Source organism: Bradyrhizobium sp. Pha-3, from assembly GCF_042258615.1.
Classification (GTDB): domain Bacteria; phylum Pseudomonadota; class Alphaproteobacteria; order Rhizobiales; family Xanthobacteraceae; genus Bradyrhizobium.
The window spans coordinates 1,960,751-1,977,116 of record NZ_CP170152.1 but is presented as its reverse complement, the minus strand read 5'-3'; the positions used below and the strand labels follow the sequence as shown (position 1 = coordinate 1,977,116).

The window sequence follows — 16,366 nt, the reverse complement described above, 5'->3', positions numbered from 1 at the left end:
CGTGATGCCGTTCATACCCTGAAATACCGATAAGGTGGGGATAGTTTAATTCAACGAATACATGGCCTTCGCATAGGTTTAGCATGCGATCCATGTGGTGACGACGCGGGAATCGAGCGCATCGTCAAGAAGGAGCGGATCGAATGGCCGGTGCAGACAGCGTCGAAAAACTGGAGGATGTGATCGTCCGCTCGGCCGAACAGGTCGCCGGCCAGATCAAGGCTGCCAAGGAAGCGGTCGCAACCGTCATCTTCGGCCAGGACCAGGTGATCGAAAACACCCTGGTGACGATCCTGTCCGGCGGCCACGCGCTGCTGATCGGCGTGCCCGGTCTTGCGAAGACGAAATTGGTCGAGACGCTCGGCGTCACGCTCGGGCTCGACGCCAAGCGCATCCAGTTCACGCCCGACCTGATGCCGTCGGACATTCTCGGCGCCGAAGTGCTCGACGAGAGCTCCGCCGGCAAGCGTTCGTTCCGCTTCATCTCGGGTCCGGTGTTCGCGCAGCTCCTGATGGCCGACGAGATCAACCGCGCCAGTCCGCGCACCCAGTCGGCGCTGCTGCAAGCCATGCAGGAGCAGCACATCACCATTGCCGGCGCACGGCACGATTTGCCGAAGCCGTTCCATGTGCTCGCGACGCAGAACCCGCTCGAGCAGGAAGGCACCTATCCGCTGCCCGAAGCGCAGCTCGACCGCTTCCTGATGGAAATCGACGTCGACTATCCCGATCGCGACGCCGAGCGGCGCATCCTGTTCGAAACCACCGGTGCCGACGAGACGCTCGCCAAGGCGTCGATGGACGCCGAGACGCTGATCACTGCGCAACGCCTGGTGCGGCGCCTGCCGGTCGGCGATTCCGTGGTCGAGGCGATCCTGACGCTGGTGCGCGCCGCGCGTCCCGGCCCCGAAGGCGGCGAAGCCGGCAAGCTGATCGCCTGGGGACCCGGTCCCCGCGCCAGCCAGGCCCTGATGCTGGCGGTGCGCGCCCGCGCGCTGCTTGATGGAAGGCTCGCGCCGTCGATCGACGACGTGCTCGATCTCGCCGAGCCCGTGCTCAAGCATCGCATGGCGCTGACCTTCTCGGCGCGCGCCGAGGGCCGCACCATTCCTGACGTGATCAAGCAGTTGAAGACGCGGATCGGTTGATGGCGGCAGACAACAGGCACCAGAACGAGGAGATCCTGGCGGTTCGACGTGCCGATGGCGAAAGCCGAACGCTCGCCGCATCGCTGCCGCGTCTGGTGCTTGAGGCCCGCCGTGTCGCCGCCAACGTCATCCATGGCCTGCACGGCCGCCGCCGCGCCGGCTCGGGCGAGAATTTCTGGCAATACCGCCGCTTCGTCTCCGGCGAGCCGTCACAGCGCGTCGACTGGCGCCGCTCGGCACGCGACGACCATCTCTATGTCCGCGAGCAGGAGTGGGAGGCCGCGCACACCGTGTGGATCTGGCCCGACCGCTCGCCCTCGATGGCGTTTGCCTCGCGCGAGGCGCGCGACTCCAAGCTCGAGCGCGCCCTGATCGTCGCCTTCGCGCTTGCCGAGTTGCTCGTTGCGGGCGGAGAACGCGTCGGCATTCCCGGCCTGCTGAACCCGACCGCAAGCCTCAACGTCATCGACAAGATGGCGGAAGCGATGTTGCACGACGAGAAGACGCGCGCGAGCCTGCCGCCGTCCTTCGTGCCGTCGTCGCTGGCCGAAGTCGTCGTGCTGTCGGATTTCTGGTCGCCGGTCGCAGAGATCACGACCATGCTGGCCGGGCTCGCCTCGTCGGGCGCGCACGGCACGATGATCCAGGTCGTCGATCCCGCCGAAGAGACCTTCCCTTATTCAGGCCGGGTCGAATTCGTCGAGCCGGAGGCCGGCAGCGTCATCACCGCGGGCCGCGCCGAGAGCTGGGCGAGCGACTATGTCGCGCGCGTCGCGCTGCATCGCGACGAGATCCGCAGCGAGACCAACCGGCTCGACTGGCTGTTCTCGACCCACACCACCAGCCGCTCTGCGGCCGAATTGCTGCTGTTCCTGCATGCCGGCATGATGGTGAGCAAGGGCGGCGGCCGCTCAACCGTCAAGGCGGGACGCAGCGCATGATCGCAGGCCTCCCGCTCTCCTTCGCCGAACCGTTGCTGCTGCTGGGGCTGGTCAGCCTGCCGGTGCTGTGGTGGCTGTTGCGCGTGATGCCGCCGCGGCCGCGCAGGGTCGAATTCCCGCCGACGCGGCTGCTGTTCGACATCGCGCCCAAGGAGGAGACGCCGTCACGCACGCCGTGGTGGCTGACGCTGCTGCGGCTCGCCGCCGCCGCACTGGTCATCTTCGCCGCCGCCGGGCCGATCTGGAATCCGCAGACGGGCGTTGCCGCCGGCAAGCAGCCGCTGGTGATCCTGCTCGACGACGGCTGGAGCGCGGCCTCGAGCTGGGACACGCGGATCAAGGCGGCGGACGAACTGATCACCAATGCCGACAGCGACCGCCGCGGCGTTGCGCTGGTGCCGCTGTCCGAGCCCACGCGCGACATCACGCTGATGCCGGCCGGCGCCGCGCGCGTCACGCTGCGCCAGCTTGCGCCAAAGCCCTACTCGATCGATCGCGTCGAAACGCTCGCGACGCTGGAACGTTTCCTCAAATCGACCGGCGACTGCGACATCGCCTGGCTGTCCGACGGCGTCGACACCGGCCGCGGCAGCGAATTCACCGAGGGTCTCGGCAAGGTGATCGAGAGCCGCAATCTGACGATCTATGCCGGCGGCGCGCAATCCGCGCAGGCGCTGGTCGCGGCCGAGAACGCCGCGGCCAAGATGACGGTGAAGGTGCTGCGCACCGAGAGCGGCATCGCGACCGGAACGGTGCGCGCGGTCGACGCCAAGGGCTCGCCGATCGGCGAGGCCCGCTACGCATTCGGCCCGCAGGAGCGCGAGACCGAGGCCGCCTTCGATCTTCCGGTCGAACTGCGCAACGACATCGCGCGGCTCGAAATATCAGGCGAGCATTCCGCCGGCGCCGTGCAGTTGCTCGACCGGCGCTGGCGCCGCCGCGCCATCGGCGTGGTCTCCGGTGCGAGCAACGACACCGCGCAGCCGCTGCTGGCTTCGACCTTCTACCTCTCCCGCGCGCTGTCGCCGTTCGCCGACGTCAGGCTCGGCGATCGCGGCGCGCCGCAGCAGGTGATCGGGCAATTCCTCGATCAGCGGCTGCCGATGATCGTGATGGCCGATGTCGGCACGCTGTCGCCGGAAATCCGCGACCGCCTCAACGCCTGGATCGAGCAAGGCGGCGTGCTGGTGCGCTTCGCAGGGCCCCGCCTCGCCCAGGCCGATGACGACCTCGTTCCCGTCAAGCTGCGCCGCGGCGGACGCACGCTGGGCGGCAGCCTGACCTGGGAGAAGCCGCAACACATGGCCTCGTTCGCCGCCGACGGCCCGTTCACGGGCCTCACTGTGCCGAAGGACATCACCGTCAGCCGGCAGGTGCTGGCCGAGCCCGACGCCGTGCTCGCAACCAAGAGCTGGGCCTCGCTCGAGGACGGCACGCCGCTCGTCACCGGCGAGCATCGCGGCAAGGGCGTGGTCAGCCTGTTCCATGTCGGCGCCGACATGCGCTGGTCCGATCTGCCGATGTCCGGCACCTTCGTCGAAATGCTGCGCCGGCTGATCGACATGTCCGGCTACACCTCGAAGCCCGGCCCCGGCGTCGCCGGCGATCCCAATGCCGAGACCGTTGCGCCGCTGCGCACGCTGGACGGCTTCGGCGCGTTCGGCCCGCCGCCGTCGACCGCCAAGCCGATGTCGGCGGACTATCGCGATCGCGGCACCGCTGACCATCCGCCCGGCTTCTACGGCACCGCCGAGAGCCCGATCGCGGTCAACACGCTGGCCTCCGCCGACCGCATCGCGCCGCTCGACACCTCCGGCCTGCGCGCGAAGCATGCGACCTACACCAACACCGAGCCGCGTGACCTGCGCGGCATCATGCTGTCGACGGCGCTGGCGCTGTTCTTGCTCGATGCGATCGTGGTGGCGATGCTCGGCGGCGGCCTTGCCGCACTGATCCGGCGGCGCGCCGCGCCGGCGGTGCTTGCCTTGGCCTTCGTCCTTGCGACCATGATGGTGCCGTCGCCGACGCGCGCCCAGAACGCCAGCAGCGACGACTTCGCCATCAAGGCGGTGTCGCAGACACGGCTCGCCTATGTCGTGACCGGCAATGCAGACGTCGATTCCATCGTCAAGGCCGGGATGTCCGGCCTGACGCTCTTCCTCGGCCAGCGCACCGCGCTGGAAGCCGGCGATCCCGTCGGCATCGATCCCGCGCGCGACGAGTTGGCATTCTTCCCACTGATCTACTGGCCGATCGTGCCCGGCGCGCCGAAGCCGGCGCAGGACGCCATCAACAAGATCGACGCCTATATGAAGCAGGGCGGCACCGTGATCTTCGACACCCGCGACGCGGTCGAGGCGCCGCCCGGAGACAACGGTGCCTCGCAGACGCCGGGCATGCAGACGCTGCGCGAATTGCTGTCGACCCTCGACGTGCCCGAGCTCGAGCCGGTGCCGCGCGAGCACGTGCTGACCAAGACGTTCTATCTGCTGCGCGACTTCCCCGGCCGCTTCAACACGGGCCAGACCTGGGTCGAGGCGTTGCCGCGCGAGGACGACGAGGAGGCCGCGCAGCGCCCGGCACGCGGCGGCGACGGCGTTTCACCGATCATCATCACGTCCAACGATCTCGCCGGCGCCTGGGCGATCCGCCCCGACGGGCAGCCGATGCTGCCGCTGACGCCGGGCGAGCCGCGCCAGCGTGAATTCGCCTTCCGTGCCGGCGTCAACATCGTGATGTACACGCTGACCGGCAACTACAAGGCCGACCAGGTGCACGCGCCTGCCTTGATCGAGCGGCTGGGACAATAGAGATGCGACTGATGTCAAATGCCCATACCGTCATTCCGGGATGGTGCGTAAGCACCAGACCACAGATGCGCACTGCGCATCGGGGAATCTCGAGATTCCGGGTTCGATGCTTCGCATCGCCCCGGAATGACGGAGCGACATCATGAACTACGGTATCGCGTTCACACCGCTGGTTCCCTCGATCGTGCTGTGGATCGGGCTCGGCGCGATCGTCGTCATTGCGGCACTGCTGCTGCTGTCACGCGCGCGGGGCGCCGCGGTGCGTGTCGCCGCGCTGGCGCTGATCCTGCTTGCGCTGGCCAATCCCTCCTTCACCCGCGAGGACCGCGAGCCGCTGACCTCGGTCGCCGCCGTCGTGGTCGACAAGAGCCCGAGCCAGAATTTCGGCACGCGCACCCAGGAGACCGACAAGGCGCGGCAAGCGCTGGTCGACAGCCTGAAGCAGATCAAGGGCCTCGAGGTCCGCGTCGTCGAGGCCGGCCAGGCCGACGGCGAAACCGACGGCACCAAGCTGTTCGGCGCGCTGACGTCGGCACTGTCGGATGTTCCGGTCGAGCGCGTCGCGGGCGCGTTCATGATCACCGACGGCCGCGTGCACGATATTCCCGGCAACGCCCAGGCGCTCGGCTTCCAGGCACCGGTGCACGCCTTGATCACCGGCCGCAAGGACGAGCGCGATCGCCGCATCGCGATCACGGCCGCGCCGCGCTTCGGCATCGTCGGCCAGACCCAGACCATCACCTACCGGCTCGACGACCAGGGCGTCACCGGCGAGCGCGCCAAGGTCACAATCCGCCGCGACGGCGAGGTGATCAACGAGCGCACGCTGACCAGCGGCCAGACATCGAGCGTCGACATCGATATCAAGCACGCCGGTCCGAACATCGTCGAGATCGAGGCTTCGCCGCTCGAGAACGAGCTGACGCCGGTCAACAACCGCGCCGTGGTTGCGATCGACGGCGTGCGCGACAAGCTGCGCGTGCTGCTGGTGTCCGGCGAGCCGCATGCCGGCGAGCGCACCTGGCGCAATCTCTTGAAGTCCGATCCCAGCGTCGATCTCGTCCACTTCACCATCCTGCGTCCGCCGGAGAAGCAGGACGGCACGCCGATCAACGAGCTGTCGCTGATCGCGTTTCCGACCCGCGAACTGTTCCAGCAGAAGATCAACGAATTCCAGCTGATCATCTTCGACCGCTACGCCCGCCAGGGCGTGCTGCCGATCGCCTATTTCGACAATATCGCGCGCTATGTCCGCTCGGGCGGCGCCGTGCTGGTCTCGGCCGGGCCCGATTACGCCTCGACCACCAGCATCTGGCGCACGCCGCTGGATTCGGTGCTGCCGGCCGAGCCGGTCGGCGTCACCGAGAAGCCGTTCTACGCACATTTGAGCGATGCCGGGAAACGCCATCCGGTGACGCGCGGGCTGGAAGGCTCGAATGCCGAGCCGCCGCATTGGAGCCGGTTCTTCCGCACCGTCGACACCCGCAACGCGATCAACCCACCGGTGATGACCGGCGCCGACGGCAAGCCGCTGCTGCTGCTGTCGCGGTTCGGCGAAGGCCGGGTCGCGCTGCTGCTCTCCGACCAGATCTGGCTGTGGGCGCGCGGTTATGAAGGCGGCGGACCGCATCTCGATCTGTTGCGGCGGGTGTCGCACTGGCTGATGAAGCAGCCCGACCTCGACGAAGAGGCGCTGCGCATGCAGGTGCAGGGCAAGGATCTCATGGTGGTGCGGCAGACCATGGCCGACACCGTCGCGCCGGTCACCGTGACGTCGCCGAGCGGCGCCACGCATGAACTGACCTTGACCGCCGGCGATGCCGGCGAGTGGCGCGCCACATTGCCCGCGAGCGAGCTCGGCCTGTGGCAGGCCACCGACGGCACGCTGAAGGCGCTGATCAATGTCGGCCCGACCAACCCGAAGGAATTCTCGGAAGTCACCTCGACCACCGACATGCTGAAGCCGCTGGCGCAGGCGACCGGCGGCGACGCGCGGCGCATCGTCGACGGATCGAGCCTCGACATGCCGCGCATCGTGCCGGTGCGTGCCTCCTCGATCTTCCGTGGCGACGGCTGGCTCGGCGTCAAGATGCGCGACGCCAGCGTGGTCAAGGGCGTCGGCGTGCTGCCGATGTTCGCCGGCCTGGTCGGCCTGTTGCTGTTGCTCGGCGCATTCGCGGCAACCTGGCTGCGTGAGGGACGCTGAGTCCGGCAGGACTCGCGTCTGCGTTGCAGCAAACACACACCGGAAACACATCGACACAGTATGTCTGAACGTTGGTTGACATCGCGTCCGCCATCCGATGTTATAATGTAACATCGGGACCGCTGGGGTGTTCGCGCGCTCCCGATTGGGGGCGTCAATCGGCATGAAGTGGTTCCGGAGACACATCAGGACTGGCTCGCGGCTGGCGCTGTTCGCGCTCGCCGTCCAGTTCGTGCTGTCGTTCGGGCACTTCCACCCCATTGCGGCCGCGCAAGCGGCGCCCGCAATCCAGACCGGCCTGTCGCTGCTCGATCTCGCTTATATCGGGACCTCGGCAACGCCGGACCTCGCGGTCCAGGTGACCGGGACCGAGCCGCCCACGAGGCACGACAACGACCGGCATCCGGCCGACAAATGCGCGATCTGCGCCGTCATTTCGCTCGCGAGCAGCATGCTGTTCACGGCGCCGCCGGTGCTGTTGCTGCCGGAAGCCGTCGAGCTTCTGTTCCGCACCACCAATGCCGAATTCGTCCATCTGAAGTCGGCACCTGCGGCCTTCCACTCCCGCGCACCTCCCCTGTCCTGACATCGACTGATTGCTGCACGCCCTGAGCGGACGGCCGCGTCACAGTTGCGGCCTGCTCCGCCAAGGCAAATCGGGATCGATCCGTCATTTCGACGGGGCCGGGACTTGGATCGGGACAATGACACTTCAGAAGAAACGAGCACTCCACATCGGAGGCGCGAGCTGGCTGTTGCTCGGCGCGATGAATAGCAGCGCGCTGGCCGATGACCCGCCGACGCAACTCCCTGACATCACCGTAACGGCGCCAAGCCCGATCCAGCGGCATCGGACTGTGCCAACGCGCGCGCCGGTTCATGTCGTCCGGGCCGCGCCGGGCCGCAACCGCGAACGCGCTGCTGCAGACCAACCGGCGCAAGCAGCACCGGCGCCCGCACCACAGCAGGGCGTGCTGCCCGTCGTCACCGACCAGTTCGCGACCGTCACCGTGGTGCCCAACGAGGAACTGCGGCGCTCCGGCGGCGCCACGCTCGGCGATCTCCTGTTCTCGAAACCCGGCATCACCGGTTCGAGCTTCGCACCCGGCGCATCGAGCCGGCCGATCATCCGGGGTCTCGACGTCAACCGCGTCGGCATTGTCGAGAACGGCCTCGGCGGCGGCGGCGTCTCGGATCTCGGCGAAGATCATTTCGTGCCGATCGATCCGTTCTCGACCAACCAGATCGAGGTGGTGCGGGGACCTGCCGCGTTGCGCTACGGCTCGACCTCGATCGGCGGCGTGGTGAGCGCCACCAACAACCGGATTCCCGACGCGATGCCGGCCTGCGCGGCGGCGCCGTTCCAGACCTACGGTTTGCCGGTGAAGGCGCCGCTGGCCGACACAGGCGCACCGGGTTGCCTCAATGTCGAGACCCGCACGTCCGTGAGTTCGGTCAATCGCGGCGTCGAGGGCGGCATGCTGCTTGACGCCGGCGGCAACAATGTCGCCGTGCATGCCGACGTCTATGGCCGCACCACCAGCGACTACAGCATCCCCAGCTATCCGTATCTGTTCGACCAGACGCGGCCAGTGAACGGCCGGCAGCCGAACTCCGCGACGCAGTCGGACGGCGCATCGGTCGGCGCGTCCTATCTCTTCCAGGGCGGCTATGTCGGCGCGTCGATCACCCAGAACGACTCGCTCTATCACATTCCGGGAATCGACGGCGCCGATCACCAGACCCGGATCGACGCGCACCAGACCAAGATCGCCGTCAAGGGCGAGTACCGGCCCGATGCGGCTGCGATCGACGCGGTGCGGTTCTGGGTCGGCGCGACCGACTATCGGCACAACGAACTCGGCCTTGCCGATCCGACCGACCTGTCCAGCGACGGCGTGCGGCAGACTTTTACCAACAAGGAGCAAGAAGCCCGGCTCGAAGTGCAAATGATGCCGTTCAACGCGCGCTTCGCGGCCGTGACGACGGCGTTCGGCCTGCAGGGCGGGCATCAGGAATTGACGGCCCCAAGTCCGGACGATCCAGGCAGCCCGCTCAACGGATTGTGGGACCCTAACAACAACAACAGGGTCGCCGGTTACGTCTTCAACGAGCTGAAATTCAGCGAGACCACCAAGGCGCAGATCGCCGGACGCATCGAGCACGTCAACCTCTCCGGGACAACGCCGGCATTCATACCTGACGTGTTCGACGTCAACATCGACCCTGCCAGTGTTGGTCCTGCCACGCCGCGCGATCTGCACTTCACGCCGAAGAGTGCGAGCATTGGCCTGATCCAGAACCTGCCGTGGGATCTGGTTGCGAGCATTACCGGTCAATACGTCGAACGCGCGCCGAAACCGGCAGAGCTGTTTTCGCGCGGCGCCCATGATGCGACCGCCACTTTCGACATCGGCAATCCCAATCTCGGCATCGAGACGGCAAAATCGATCGAGGTGGGATTGCGGCGGGCGACGGGGCCGTTGCGATTCGAACTCACCGGCTACTACACGAAGTTCAACGGCTTTATCTACCGCCAATTGACCGGCAACACGTGCGACAGTGCGGCTTGCGTGGACATAGCCAATCCGGACCAGCTTGAGCTGAACCAGGCTAGATACGCGCAGCGCGACGCCATCTTCCGCGGCGCCGAATTCCAGAGCCAGCTCGACATCGGGCCGCTGAACGGCGGCATCTGGGGCATCGAGAACCAGTTCGACGTGGTGCGCGCAACCTTCACCGACGGCAGCAACGTGCCGCGGATTCCGCCGGTTCGGCTCGGCGGCGGCGTCTACTGGCGCGACAGCAACTGGTTCACCCGGATCAACCTGGTGCACGCCTTCGCGCAGAACGACATCGCTGTGATCGGCGAGACGCCGACCGCGGGATACAATCTGCTGAACGCGGAGATCACCTACAACACCAAGCTCACGCAGTCATGGATCGGCGCGCGCGAGATGACGCTTGGCCTGGTCGGAAACAACCTGCTCAACCAGAACATCCGCAACTCGGTGTCCTACACCAAGGACGAGGTGCTGATGCCGGGCCTCGGCGTGCGGGCCTTCGCCAATCTGAAGTTCTGAGACGAGTATATCCCTCTGCCGTTCGCGGCAGAGGGATCAATGGTCGCGTAGCCCGGATGGAGCGCAGCGCAATCCGGGACGCTGCGCCCGCGGCGGAACTGATCCCGGATTTCGCCTCGCTCCATCCGGGCTACAAGCGTCGCTGACGCGAGCGGAGTCGCGAGATTCGCTCGATCGAAACGTTCAGTGGCCGACGACGACTTCGCTGATCTGGATCACCGGCTGCAGATCGGTGTAATTCGGAATGTCGCCCATGATCTCCTGGGCGTGCTTGCCCATGCCGGCCGCGAAGGCTTCAACCGAGTCGCAGAAGATGTGGCACATCCCGACATAGGTTGCGGGCGTCCCCGGCGCGCCGCCGGCGAGACCCTTGTCGACGGTGTAGTATTTGCAGGCGTCGCCCAGGCGCGCCTTCACCAGCGGCATATGCTTGTCGCGATAATACTCGTGATCAAAGCGTGCGCCTGGATTGTTCGGATACATCACACTGACCTTGATCATGGCGCGCACTCTCCCTGTTGATATGACATGCGCCGGTCTTGTCCCGGCGCTTGCCTCAACTGTGCTTCAGTTTCCGAGAGCGCGCAACCGTTCCGGGCGACGCTCGCGCGGATGTCAGATCGCCTTGCTCCAGTCCGGCTGGATCGGCCCGGATACGCCCTCGGCAGCGCCGTCGACCAGTTCCATGACAAGCAGGCGACTGTAGTCGACGGGGCCGGGCATCGTCATCCGCCCCTTCGGGACCGGCTTGAAGCCGACCCGCGAATAGTACGGCTCGTCACCGACCAGCACGATCAGCCGATGGCCCTTGGCGCGGGCGTCGTTGATCGCGCGCTCGAGCAGCGCGCGGCCGACGCCGCGGCTGCGGAATGGCGGCTCGACCGTCAACGGTCCGAGCATCAGGGCCGGCGTATCGCCGATCGTGACCGGGAGCTGGCGCACCGAACCGACCAGCAGCGTGCCGATCCGCGCCGTGAAGGAAACATCTAGCAGATGATCGACATGCTCGCGCAACCGGTAGGCGCTGAGCGCGAAGCGGCCGGGCCCGAAGGTGCGCTCGAGCAGGCGCTCGATCGCCTGGGCGTCTTTCGGGGTCTCGGGCAGGATGGTCAGGGACAATTCAGTCATTGTGGGCGCGGGATAGCATCTGGCGCGGGCGCGGTCCATCACCGCCATGTCGCCGGCGGCGGCTTGCCCTCGAGCACCTCCGCGAGCCGCAGCCGCGTACCGGGGGTGGTGTCGTCAGGCAGATCAGCCGGGTCGAAGAAGCCGCAGGCCACGATCTCACGATTCGGCTCCGGCAGCCGGTCCTGCCGGTAGTTCCTGACGACATAGACCGCGACATGATCGCGCGGCGAGACGTGGCTGTTGTGGAAGATGCCGTGCAGCACCGGCGTGCCGTCGAGCTCGATCCGCCCTTCCTCCTCGAGCTCGCGCCGCAGCGCTTCGATAAAACTTTCACCAACCTCGACCCCGCCGCCGGGCAGATACCAGCCATGGACATAGCTGTGCTTGACCAGGAACACCTTGTTGTCGGCGGCGAGCACGACGGCGCGGACGCCCAGCGTCATGCCGCGGACGAACCGCCAGTATAAATGAAACACCCACCTGAGCTGCGGCTCGCAGCGCTTGCGTAAATCCTCAAGGACCGTCACTGAACCCTCGACATCATGGTGTTTGATCCGTGCTTTGATCCTTGCGCCGCTGCACAGCTCTTGCCAATACAGGGCAGGACGTTCGGGATAGCACGACATGACCGGTGGCCAGCCACTTTTCACGGACAATCCGACGGGAAGCGCGTGATGGCGGCGTTCCGCCTCGCACATCTGTCGGATCCGCATCTGCCGCCGCTGCCGGCGGCGCGGCTGCGCGATCTCGCCGGCAAGCGCGCCTTCGGCTACCTGAACTGGACGCGCAACCGTCACAAATATCATCGCCGCGACGTGCTCGACACGCTGGTGTCGGACATGCAGGCGCAGCAGCCGGACCACATCGCCGTGACCGGCGATCTCGTCAATCTGGCGCTGGATGCCGAGTTCAATCCGGCGCGGCAATGGCTCGAGGGCGTCGGCGGCGCCGCCGACGTCACCGTGGTCCCGGGCAATCACGACGCCTATGTCCGCGCGACCCGCCATCGCTTCGTCAGTCACTTCGGCGACTATCTGCGCGGCGACGCCGATGGTGCGGCGACGCATTTTCCGTTCGTGCGCCGCCGCGGGCCCGTGGCGCTGATCGGCGTCTCCTCGGCGGTGCCGACGCCGCCGCTGATGGCGACCGGCTGGCTCGGCCATGCCCAGCTCGGCGCGCTGGATACGATCCTCGCGCAGCTGTCGCGGGAGGAGGCCTTTCGCGTCCTCCTGGTACATCACCCGCTGCACTCCGACGGGCGCGCCAAGCGGCTGACCGATTCGCACCAGCTGCTGGCGCTGCTCAAGCGGCACGGCGTCGAGCTGGTGCTGCATGGCCACGACCACATCCATTCGACGATGTGGTTCGACGGCCCCGAGCAGAAGATCCCGGCGATCGGCGTGCCGTCGGCATCGGCGCTGGCGCGCAAGCACTATCCGGCGGCAGCCTACAATCTGTTCTCGATCGAGCGTGACGGCAATGGCTGGCGCTGCGAGCAGACCGTGCGCGGCCTCGACGCTCACGACGGCATTCGCGAGCTAAGGCAAGTGCGATTGTCTTAATCGCCGCCACCGCCGCCGCCGCCACACCCACCGCCGCAACCGCCTCCGCTGTCGCCGCCACCTCCACCGTCGCCGCCACCTCCATCACCGCCGCCGTGGCCACCTCCGTCGCCACCATGACCGCCATGGCTTCCGTCACTGCCGGCATCGCCAAAACCCGCTGACGATCCATCGATCGACGAGTCGGCGAAATCGCCGCCGCAATACGGACTGCTGCCACCGATGCCGCTGCGGCGCAGCGCCTCGCAGTCGGTGTGATAGATGAAGCCGTTCGCGATGCTGAGCTTGGCGTCGAGCGCGAACAACAGCGGCAGCCGCGTCGGCCTGACCGGATCGATGTTCTCGTACTTGCAGCAGTACCACCAGACCCGCCGCAGCCCTTCATTGCTCTGGCGCCGCTCCTTCACCAGCACGACGGCTGGCGTGTGGTGCAGGAACGATCCGAAGGCGCGGCGGCAGAACGCGTCGTATTCGCGGGTGTAGAGAATGAATTCGTGCCAGAGGTTGTCGGCGGCCTGCGACGGCATCGAGACGTAACGCTTGCCGCTCATCAGATAGGCGAGGAAGAACTGCCGCAGGCCGCGCGACACCAGCGCGCTGTCCTTGCGGGCGAAGCCGGGGTGGTGCTTCTCGAGCCGGGCCAACAGGCCCGCCGGCCACTTGAAGGTGCGGATATATTCGGCGCGCCGCAGCGTCTGCCATTTGCCGAACAGCACGGCGCTGCCGACCACCGCGGCCGCCGCCAGGACGCCGAAAAATGCCGAGGCGGGTGTTATGACCACGATGCCCCCGCCCCTTCAGCGGCTAGAAATTCTGCACGCTCGCAAGCAGCGCAAAGCCGAACAGCGCCAGCGCGCCCAGGATGAAGCCGAGCACGAACATGCCGATCCCGCCGCGGCGCTTCGGCGGCGCCACCGGCACCGGCGGCGGAGCCGGCGGCTCGGCAGCCGGAAGCGGCGTTGCCACCATCGCATGCTCGCGCTCGATCATGCGCCGCGCGACATAATCGGTGACTGCATCGACGATCACGGCCACGTCGTGCGATTCGGCGAGCACGATACGGCCGAACCTCGTGTCCTGCACGAAGCGGTAGATGCGCTTGTCGCGGCCCATCAGCACATGCGCGACCACATCGATCCACAGCCGCGGCGTCTCGCCCTGGCTGATGCCGCGGTCGAACAGGTCGACCTTCTCCGGCACCTGCGCGAACAGCGGATCAAGCGCGTCGTTGAGGATCTCGAGCCGCGCCACCTCGGCATCGCGCAATTCGACGACGACGCCGGTGCGATCGGCCGCCTCGATCCGCGCCCGCCGCAGCGCCTCTCGCAGCGTCGGCCGCATCTCGCGCGCCTCGCTGCCGGTGTTGTGCGGATCGGACATGCCTTACGGCCTCGTGATGACGGGTTGCCTCACCCATTAACCTATCAGCAACCATGATGTCCGCAAAGGGCGTTGGTTCCCAAGCACTTAGGTGGCCACTTATCCCAGCTGAAAAATCCCGGCACTGTCCCAAAAGCGGTCGACCCCACCCGGATGAACCGGATGGGGCCGCCGTCCTTGGACGTTTCTTAGCTGAGATAATTTTGGCGTCAGGCCGAAACCCGCGACGGTTCCTCGACGATCGAGAAGCGCACGCCGGCCTTGTGGCGGCTCTCTTCCGAGACTTCCTTCCAGCACTCTTCGGCTTCCTTGCGGGTCTTGAACGGACCGCGGACCTGGGCGGAGCCTTCGACGAGCTTGTGGAAGTTCATCGAGCCGAACTCGCCGCCGATCACCCAGAAATTGCTGCCCTTGCTCATCGTCAGTCTCCTCTAAAAAATCCTGCTGCCCTTGCTCGGCCGCCTGAATCCTGATCCCCGCGGCCTGTTCGCCGGATCGACATTCTTGACAGAGCGTCGCGAAGTGCGTGCCAGGAGATAAACGCGAAAAGGCGAAGTTCGTATAGATGCCCTGTTTTTTATTGGTGATGTCATGTAACATCTGAACTTGTAATAAATGTCGATTTGTAAATTTTGTCACAAATTAGGTCAGGAAGGCTGCCATGCCCGGCGAATCCGGAAAGAAGCTGTTCGTTGGTCCGCGCTTCCGGCGGATCCGCCAGCAATTGGGGCTGTCGCAGACCCAGATCGCCGAGGGGCTCGGGATCTCGCCCTCCTACATCAACCTGATCGAGCGCAACCAGCGCCCGGTGACGGCGCAGATCCTGCTGCGGCTGGCCGAGACCTACGATCTGGATTTGCGCGATCTCGCCACCGCCGACGAGGACCGTTTCTTCGCGGAACTCAACGAGATCTTCTCCGATCCGCTGTTCCGCCAGATCGATCTGCCGAAGCAGGAACTGCGCGATCTCGCCGAGCTGTGCCCCGGCGTGACACATGCGTTGCAGCGGCTCTATGCCGCCTACGCCGAGGCGCGCCGCGGCGAGACGCTGGTGGCGGCGCAGATGGCCGACCGCGAGGGCTCGCAGTTCGACGCCAACCCGATCGAGCGGGTGCGCGACCTGATCGAGGCCAACCGCAACTATTTTCCGGAACTCGAGTCCGCGGCAGAGAATCTGCGCGACGAGCTCAATGTGCCGACCGAAGGCCTGTTCACGGCCCTCGCCACGCGCTTGCGCGAAAAACATTCGATCGTCACCCGCGTGATGCCGGTCGATGTGATGCGCGAGACGCTGCGCCGTTTCGATCGGCATCGCCGGCAACTGTTGATCTCCGAACTGGTCGACAGTGCCGGCCGCAGCTTCCAGCTTGCGTTGCAGATCGGCTTTGTCGAATGCGGCGCCGCGATCGATGCGATCGTCAGCCGCGCCGGCCCGGTCGACGACACCGCGCGAAGGCTGTACCGCATCACGCTCGCCAATTATTTCGCCGCGGCCGCGATGATGCCCTATCAGGCATTTCATTCCGCCGCCGAAGCCCTGAGCTACGATGTGCACGTGCTGGCGCAGCGCTTCAATGCCGGCTTCGAGCAGGTCTGCCACCGCCTCACCACGCTGCAGCGGCCGAACGCGCGCGGCGTACCGTTCTTCCTGCTGCGCGTCGACAATGCCGGCAACGTGTCGAAGCGGTTTTCCTCCGGCACCTTCCCGTTCTCCAAATTCGGCGGCACCTGCCCGCTCTGGAACGTGCATTCGACCTTCGACATGCCGGACCGGCTGCTGAGCCAGGTGATCGAGCTGCCGGACGGCACGCGCTACTTCTCGATTGCGCAGACGGTGCGGCGGCCGGTGGCGCCCTATCCGCAGCCGCAGCCGCGCTTTGCGATCGGGCTCGGCTGCGAAATCCGTCATGCGGCCAAGCTCGTCTATGCGACCGGCATGGATCTGGAGAAGATCGAGGGCACGCCGATCGGCGTCAACTGCCGCCTCTGCGAGCGCGAGAACTGCAGCCAGCGCGCCGAACCGCCGATCACGCGCAGCCTGATCCTGGACGAGACCACGCGGCGGGTGTCGTCGTTTGCGTTCTCGAATGCGCGGGAGTTGTGACGCG

At 66.5% G+C, this 16,366-nt stretch carries 14 protein-coding genes; 8 read left to right on the top strand and 6 right to left on the bottom strand.

From position 1 onward, the window contains the following. Positions 1-143: 143 nt before the first annotated feature. From ACE10Z_RS09220 to ACE10Z_RS09195, 6 genes are all read left to right on the top strand, one after another. A complete protein-coding gene (locus ACE10Z_RS09220) occupies positions 144-1,148 on the top strand; it encodes an AAA family ATPase (protein ID WP_375787647.1) in 1,005 nt (334 codons plus the stop codon). Continuing rightward, positions 1,148-2,089 (top strand): DUF58 domain-containing protein, encoded by a 942-nt coding sequence (locus ACE10Z_RS09215; protein ID WP_375787646.1) that lies wholly within the window; start codon positions 1,148-1,150, stop codon positions 2,087-2,089. Before ACE10Z_RS09220 ends, ACE10Z_RS09215 begins: the two co-directional genes overlap by 1 nt. Next, complete coding sequence (locus ACE10Z_RS09210) at positions 2,089-4,899, top strand: DUF4159 domain-containing protein (protein ID WP_375789787.1); 2,811 nt, start codon at positions 2,089-2,091, stop codon at positions 4,897-4,899. The genes ACE10Z_RS09215 and ACE10Z_RS09210 overlap by 1 nt, the downstream gene beginning before the upstream one ends. A 142-nt stretch (positions 4,900-5,041) precedes the next feature. Continuing rightward, a complete protein-coding gene (locus ACE10Z_RS09205; RefSeq protein WP_375787645.1) occupies positions 5,042-7,105 on the top strand; it encodes a hypothetical protein in 2,064 nt (687 codons plus the stop codon). Positions 7,106-7,268: 163 nt separating this feature from the next. After that, entirely contained in the window at positions 7,269-7,691 is a 423-nt protein-coding gene (locus tag ACE10Z_RS09200) for a DUF2946 family protein (RefSeq protein WP_375787644.1), read from the top strand. 118 nt (positions 7,692-7,809) lie between these two features. Next, entirely contained in the window at positions 7,810-10,188 is a 2,379-nt protein-coding gene (locus tag ACE10Z_RS09195; protein WP_375787643.1) for a TonB-dependent receptor, read from the top strand. A 183-nt stretch (positions 10,189-10,371) separates the two neighbouring features. Here the strand turns inward: ACE10Z_RS09195 and ACE10Z_RS09190 are convergent, their stop codons facing one another. The 3 genes from ACE10Z_RS09190 to ACE10Z_RS09180 form a co-directional block, all read right to left on the bottom strand. Then, on the bottom strand, positions 10,372-10,689 hold the full coding sequence (locus ACE10Z_RS09190; RefSeq protein WP_092124536.1) for an EthD family reductase: 318 nt from the start codon (positions 10,687-10,689) through the stop codon (positions 10,372-10,374). A 114-nt stretch (positions 10,690-10,803) separates the two neighbouring features. Beyond that, entirely contained in the window at positions 10,804-11,316 is a 513-nt protein-coding gene (locus tag ACE10Z_RS09185) for a GNAT family N-acetyltransferase (RefSeq protein ID WP_375787642.1), read from the bottom strand. 38 nt (positions 11,317-11,354) lie between these two features. After that, positions 11,355-11,843 carry an NUDIX domain-containing protein gene (locus ACE10Z_RS09180; RefSeq protein ID WP_375787641.1) on the bottom strand — a complete coding sequence of 163 codons (489 nt, stop codon included), beginning with the start codon at positions 11,841-11,843 and terminating at the stop codon, positions 11,355-11,357. Positions 11,844-11,990: 147 nt separating this feature from the next. On the opposite strand from ACE10Z_RS09180, the gene ACE10Z_RS09175 reads away from it, so the two are divergent. After that, positions 11,991-12,878, top strand: coding sequence for a metallophosphoesterase family protein (locus ACE10Z_RS09175; protein ID WP_375787640.1), 888 nt, complete (start codon positions 11,991-11,993; stop codon positions 12,876-12,878). On the opposite strand, the gene ACE10Z_RS09170 is transcribed toward ACE10Z_RS09175, so the two are convergent. The 3 genes from ACE10Z_RS09170 to ACE10Z_RS09160 form a co-directional block, all read right to left on the bottom strand. After that, positions 12,875-13,660, bottom strand: coding sequence for a glycine-rich domain-containing protein (locus tag ACE10Z_RS09170; RefSeq protein WP_375787639.1), 786 nt, complete (start codon positions 13,658-13,660; stop codon positions 12,875-12,877). The genes ACE10Z_RS09175 and ACE10Z_RS09170 overlap by 4 nt on opposite strands. Before the next feature lie 22 nt (positions 13,661-13,682). Next, positions 13,683-14,258 (bottom strand): hypothetical protein, encoded by a 576-nt coding sequence (locus tag ACE10Z_RS09165; RefSeq protein WP_375787638.1) that lies wholly within the window; start codon positions 14,256-14,258, stop codon positions 13,683-13,685. A 209-nt stretch (positions 14,259-14,467) separates the two neighbouring features. Then, positions 14,468-14,677 (bottom strand): hypothetical protein, encoded by a 210-nt coding sequence (locus ACE10Z_RS09160; RefSeq protein WP_016839740.1) that lies wholly within the window; start codon positions 14,675-14,677, stop codon positions 14,468-14,470. A gap of 242 nt (positions 14,678-14,919) precedes the next feature. On the opposite strand from ACE10Z_RS09160, the gene ACE10Z_RS09155 reads away from it, so the two are divergent. Continuing rightward, the gene (locus tag ACE10Z_RS09155; RefSeq protein WP_375787637.1) at positions 14,920-16,362 is read left to right on the top strand and encodes a short-chain fatty acyl-CoA regulator family protein; all 1,443 of its coding nucleotides are present in this window, start codon (positions 14,920-14,922) and stop codon (positions 16,360-16,362) included. Positions 16,363-16,366 lie beyond the last annotated feature (4 nt).

Coding starts and splice junctions, on each gene's coding strand:
- ACE10Z_RS09220 (WP_375787647.1), top strand. CDS start 144: ATGGCCGGTGCAGACAGCGTCGAAAAACTGGAGGATGTGATCGTCCGC.
- ACE10Z_RS09215 (WP_375787646.1), top strand. CDS start 1,148: ATGGCGGCAGACAACAGGCACCAGAACGAGGAGATCCTGGCGGTTCGA.
- ACE10Z_RS09205 (WP_375787645.1), top strand. CDS start 5,042: ATGAACTACGGTATCGCGTTCACACCGCTGGTTCCCTCGATCGTGCTG.
- ACE10Z_RS09200 (WP_375787644.1), top strand. CDS start 7,269: ATGAAGTGGTTCCGGAGACACATCAGGACTGGCTCGCGGCTGGCGCTG.
- ACE10Z_RS09195 (WP_375787643.1), top strand. CDS start 7,810: ATGACACTTCAGAAGAAACGAGCACTCCACATCGGAGGCGCGAGCTGG.
- ACE10Z_RS09190 (WP_092124536.1), bottom strand. CDS start 10,689: ATGATCAAGGTCAGTGTGATGTATCCGAACAATCCAGGCGCACGCTTT.
- ACE10Z_RS09185 (WP_375787642.1), bottom strand. CDS start 11,316: ATGACTGAATTGTCCCTGACCATCCTGCCCGAGACCCCGAAAGACGCC.
- ACE10Z_RS09175 (WP_375787640.1), top strand. CDS start 11,991: ATGGCGGCGTTCCGCCTCGCACATCTGTCGGATCCGCATCTGCCGCCG.
- ACE10Z_RS09165 (WP_375787638.1), bottom strand. CDS start 14,258: ATGTCCGATCCGCACAACACCGGCAGCGAGGCGCGCGAGATGCGGCCG.
- ACE10Z_RS09160 (WP_016839740.1), bottom strand. CDS start 14,677: ATGAGCAAGGGCAGCAATTTCTGGGTGATCGGCGGCGAGTTCGGCTCG.
- ACE10Z_RS09155 (WP_375787637.1), top strand. CDS start 14,920: ATGCCCGGCGAATCCGGAAAGAAGCTGTTCGTTGGTCCGCGCTTCCGG.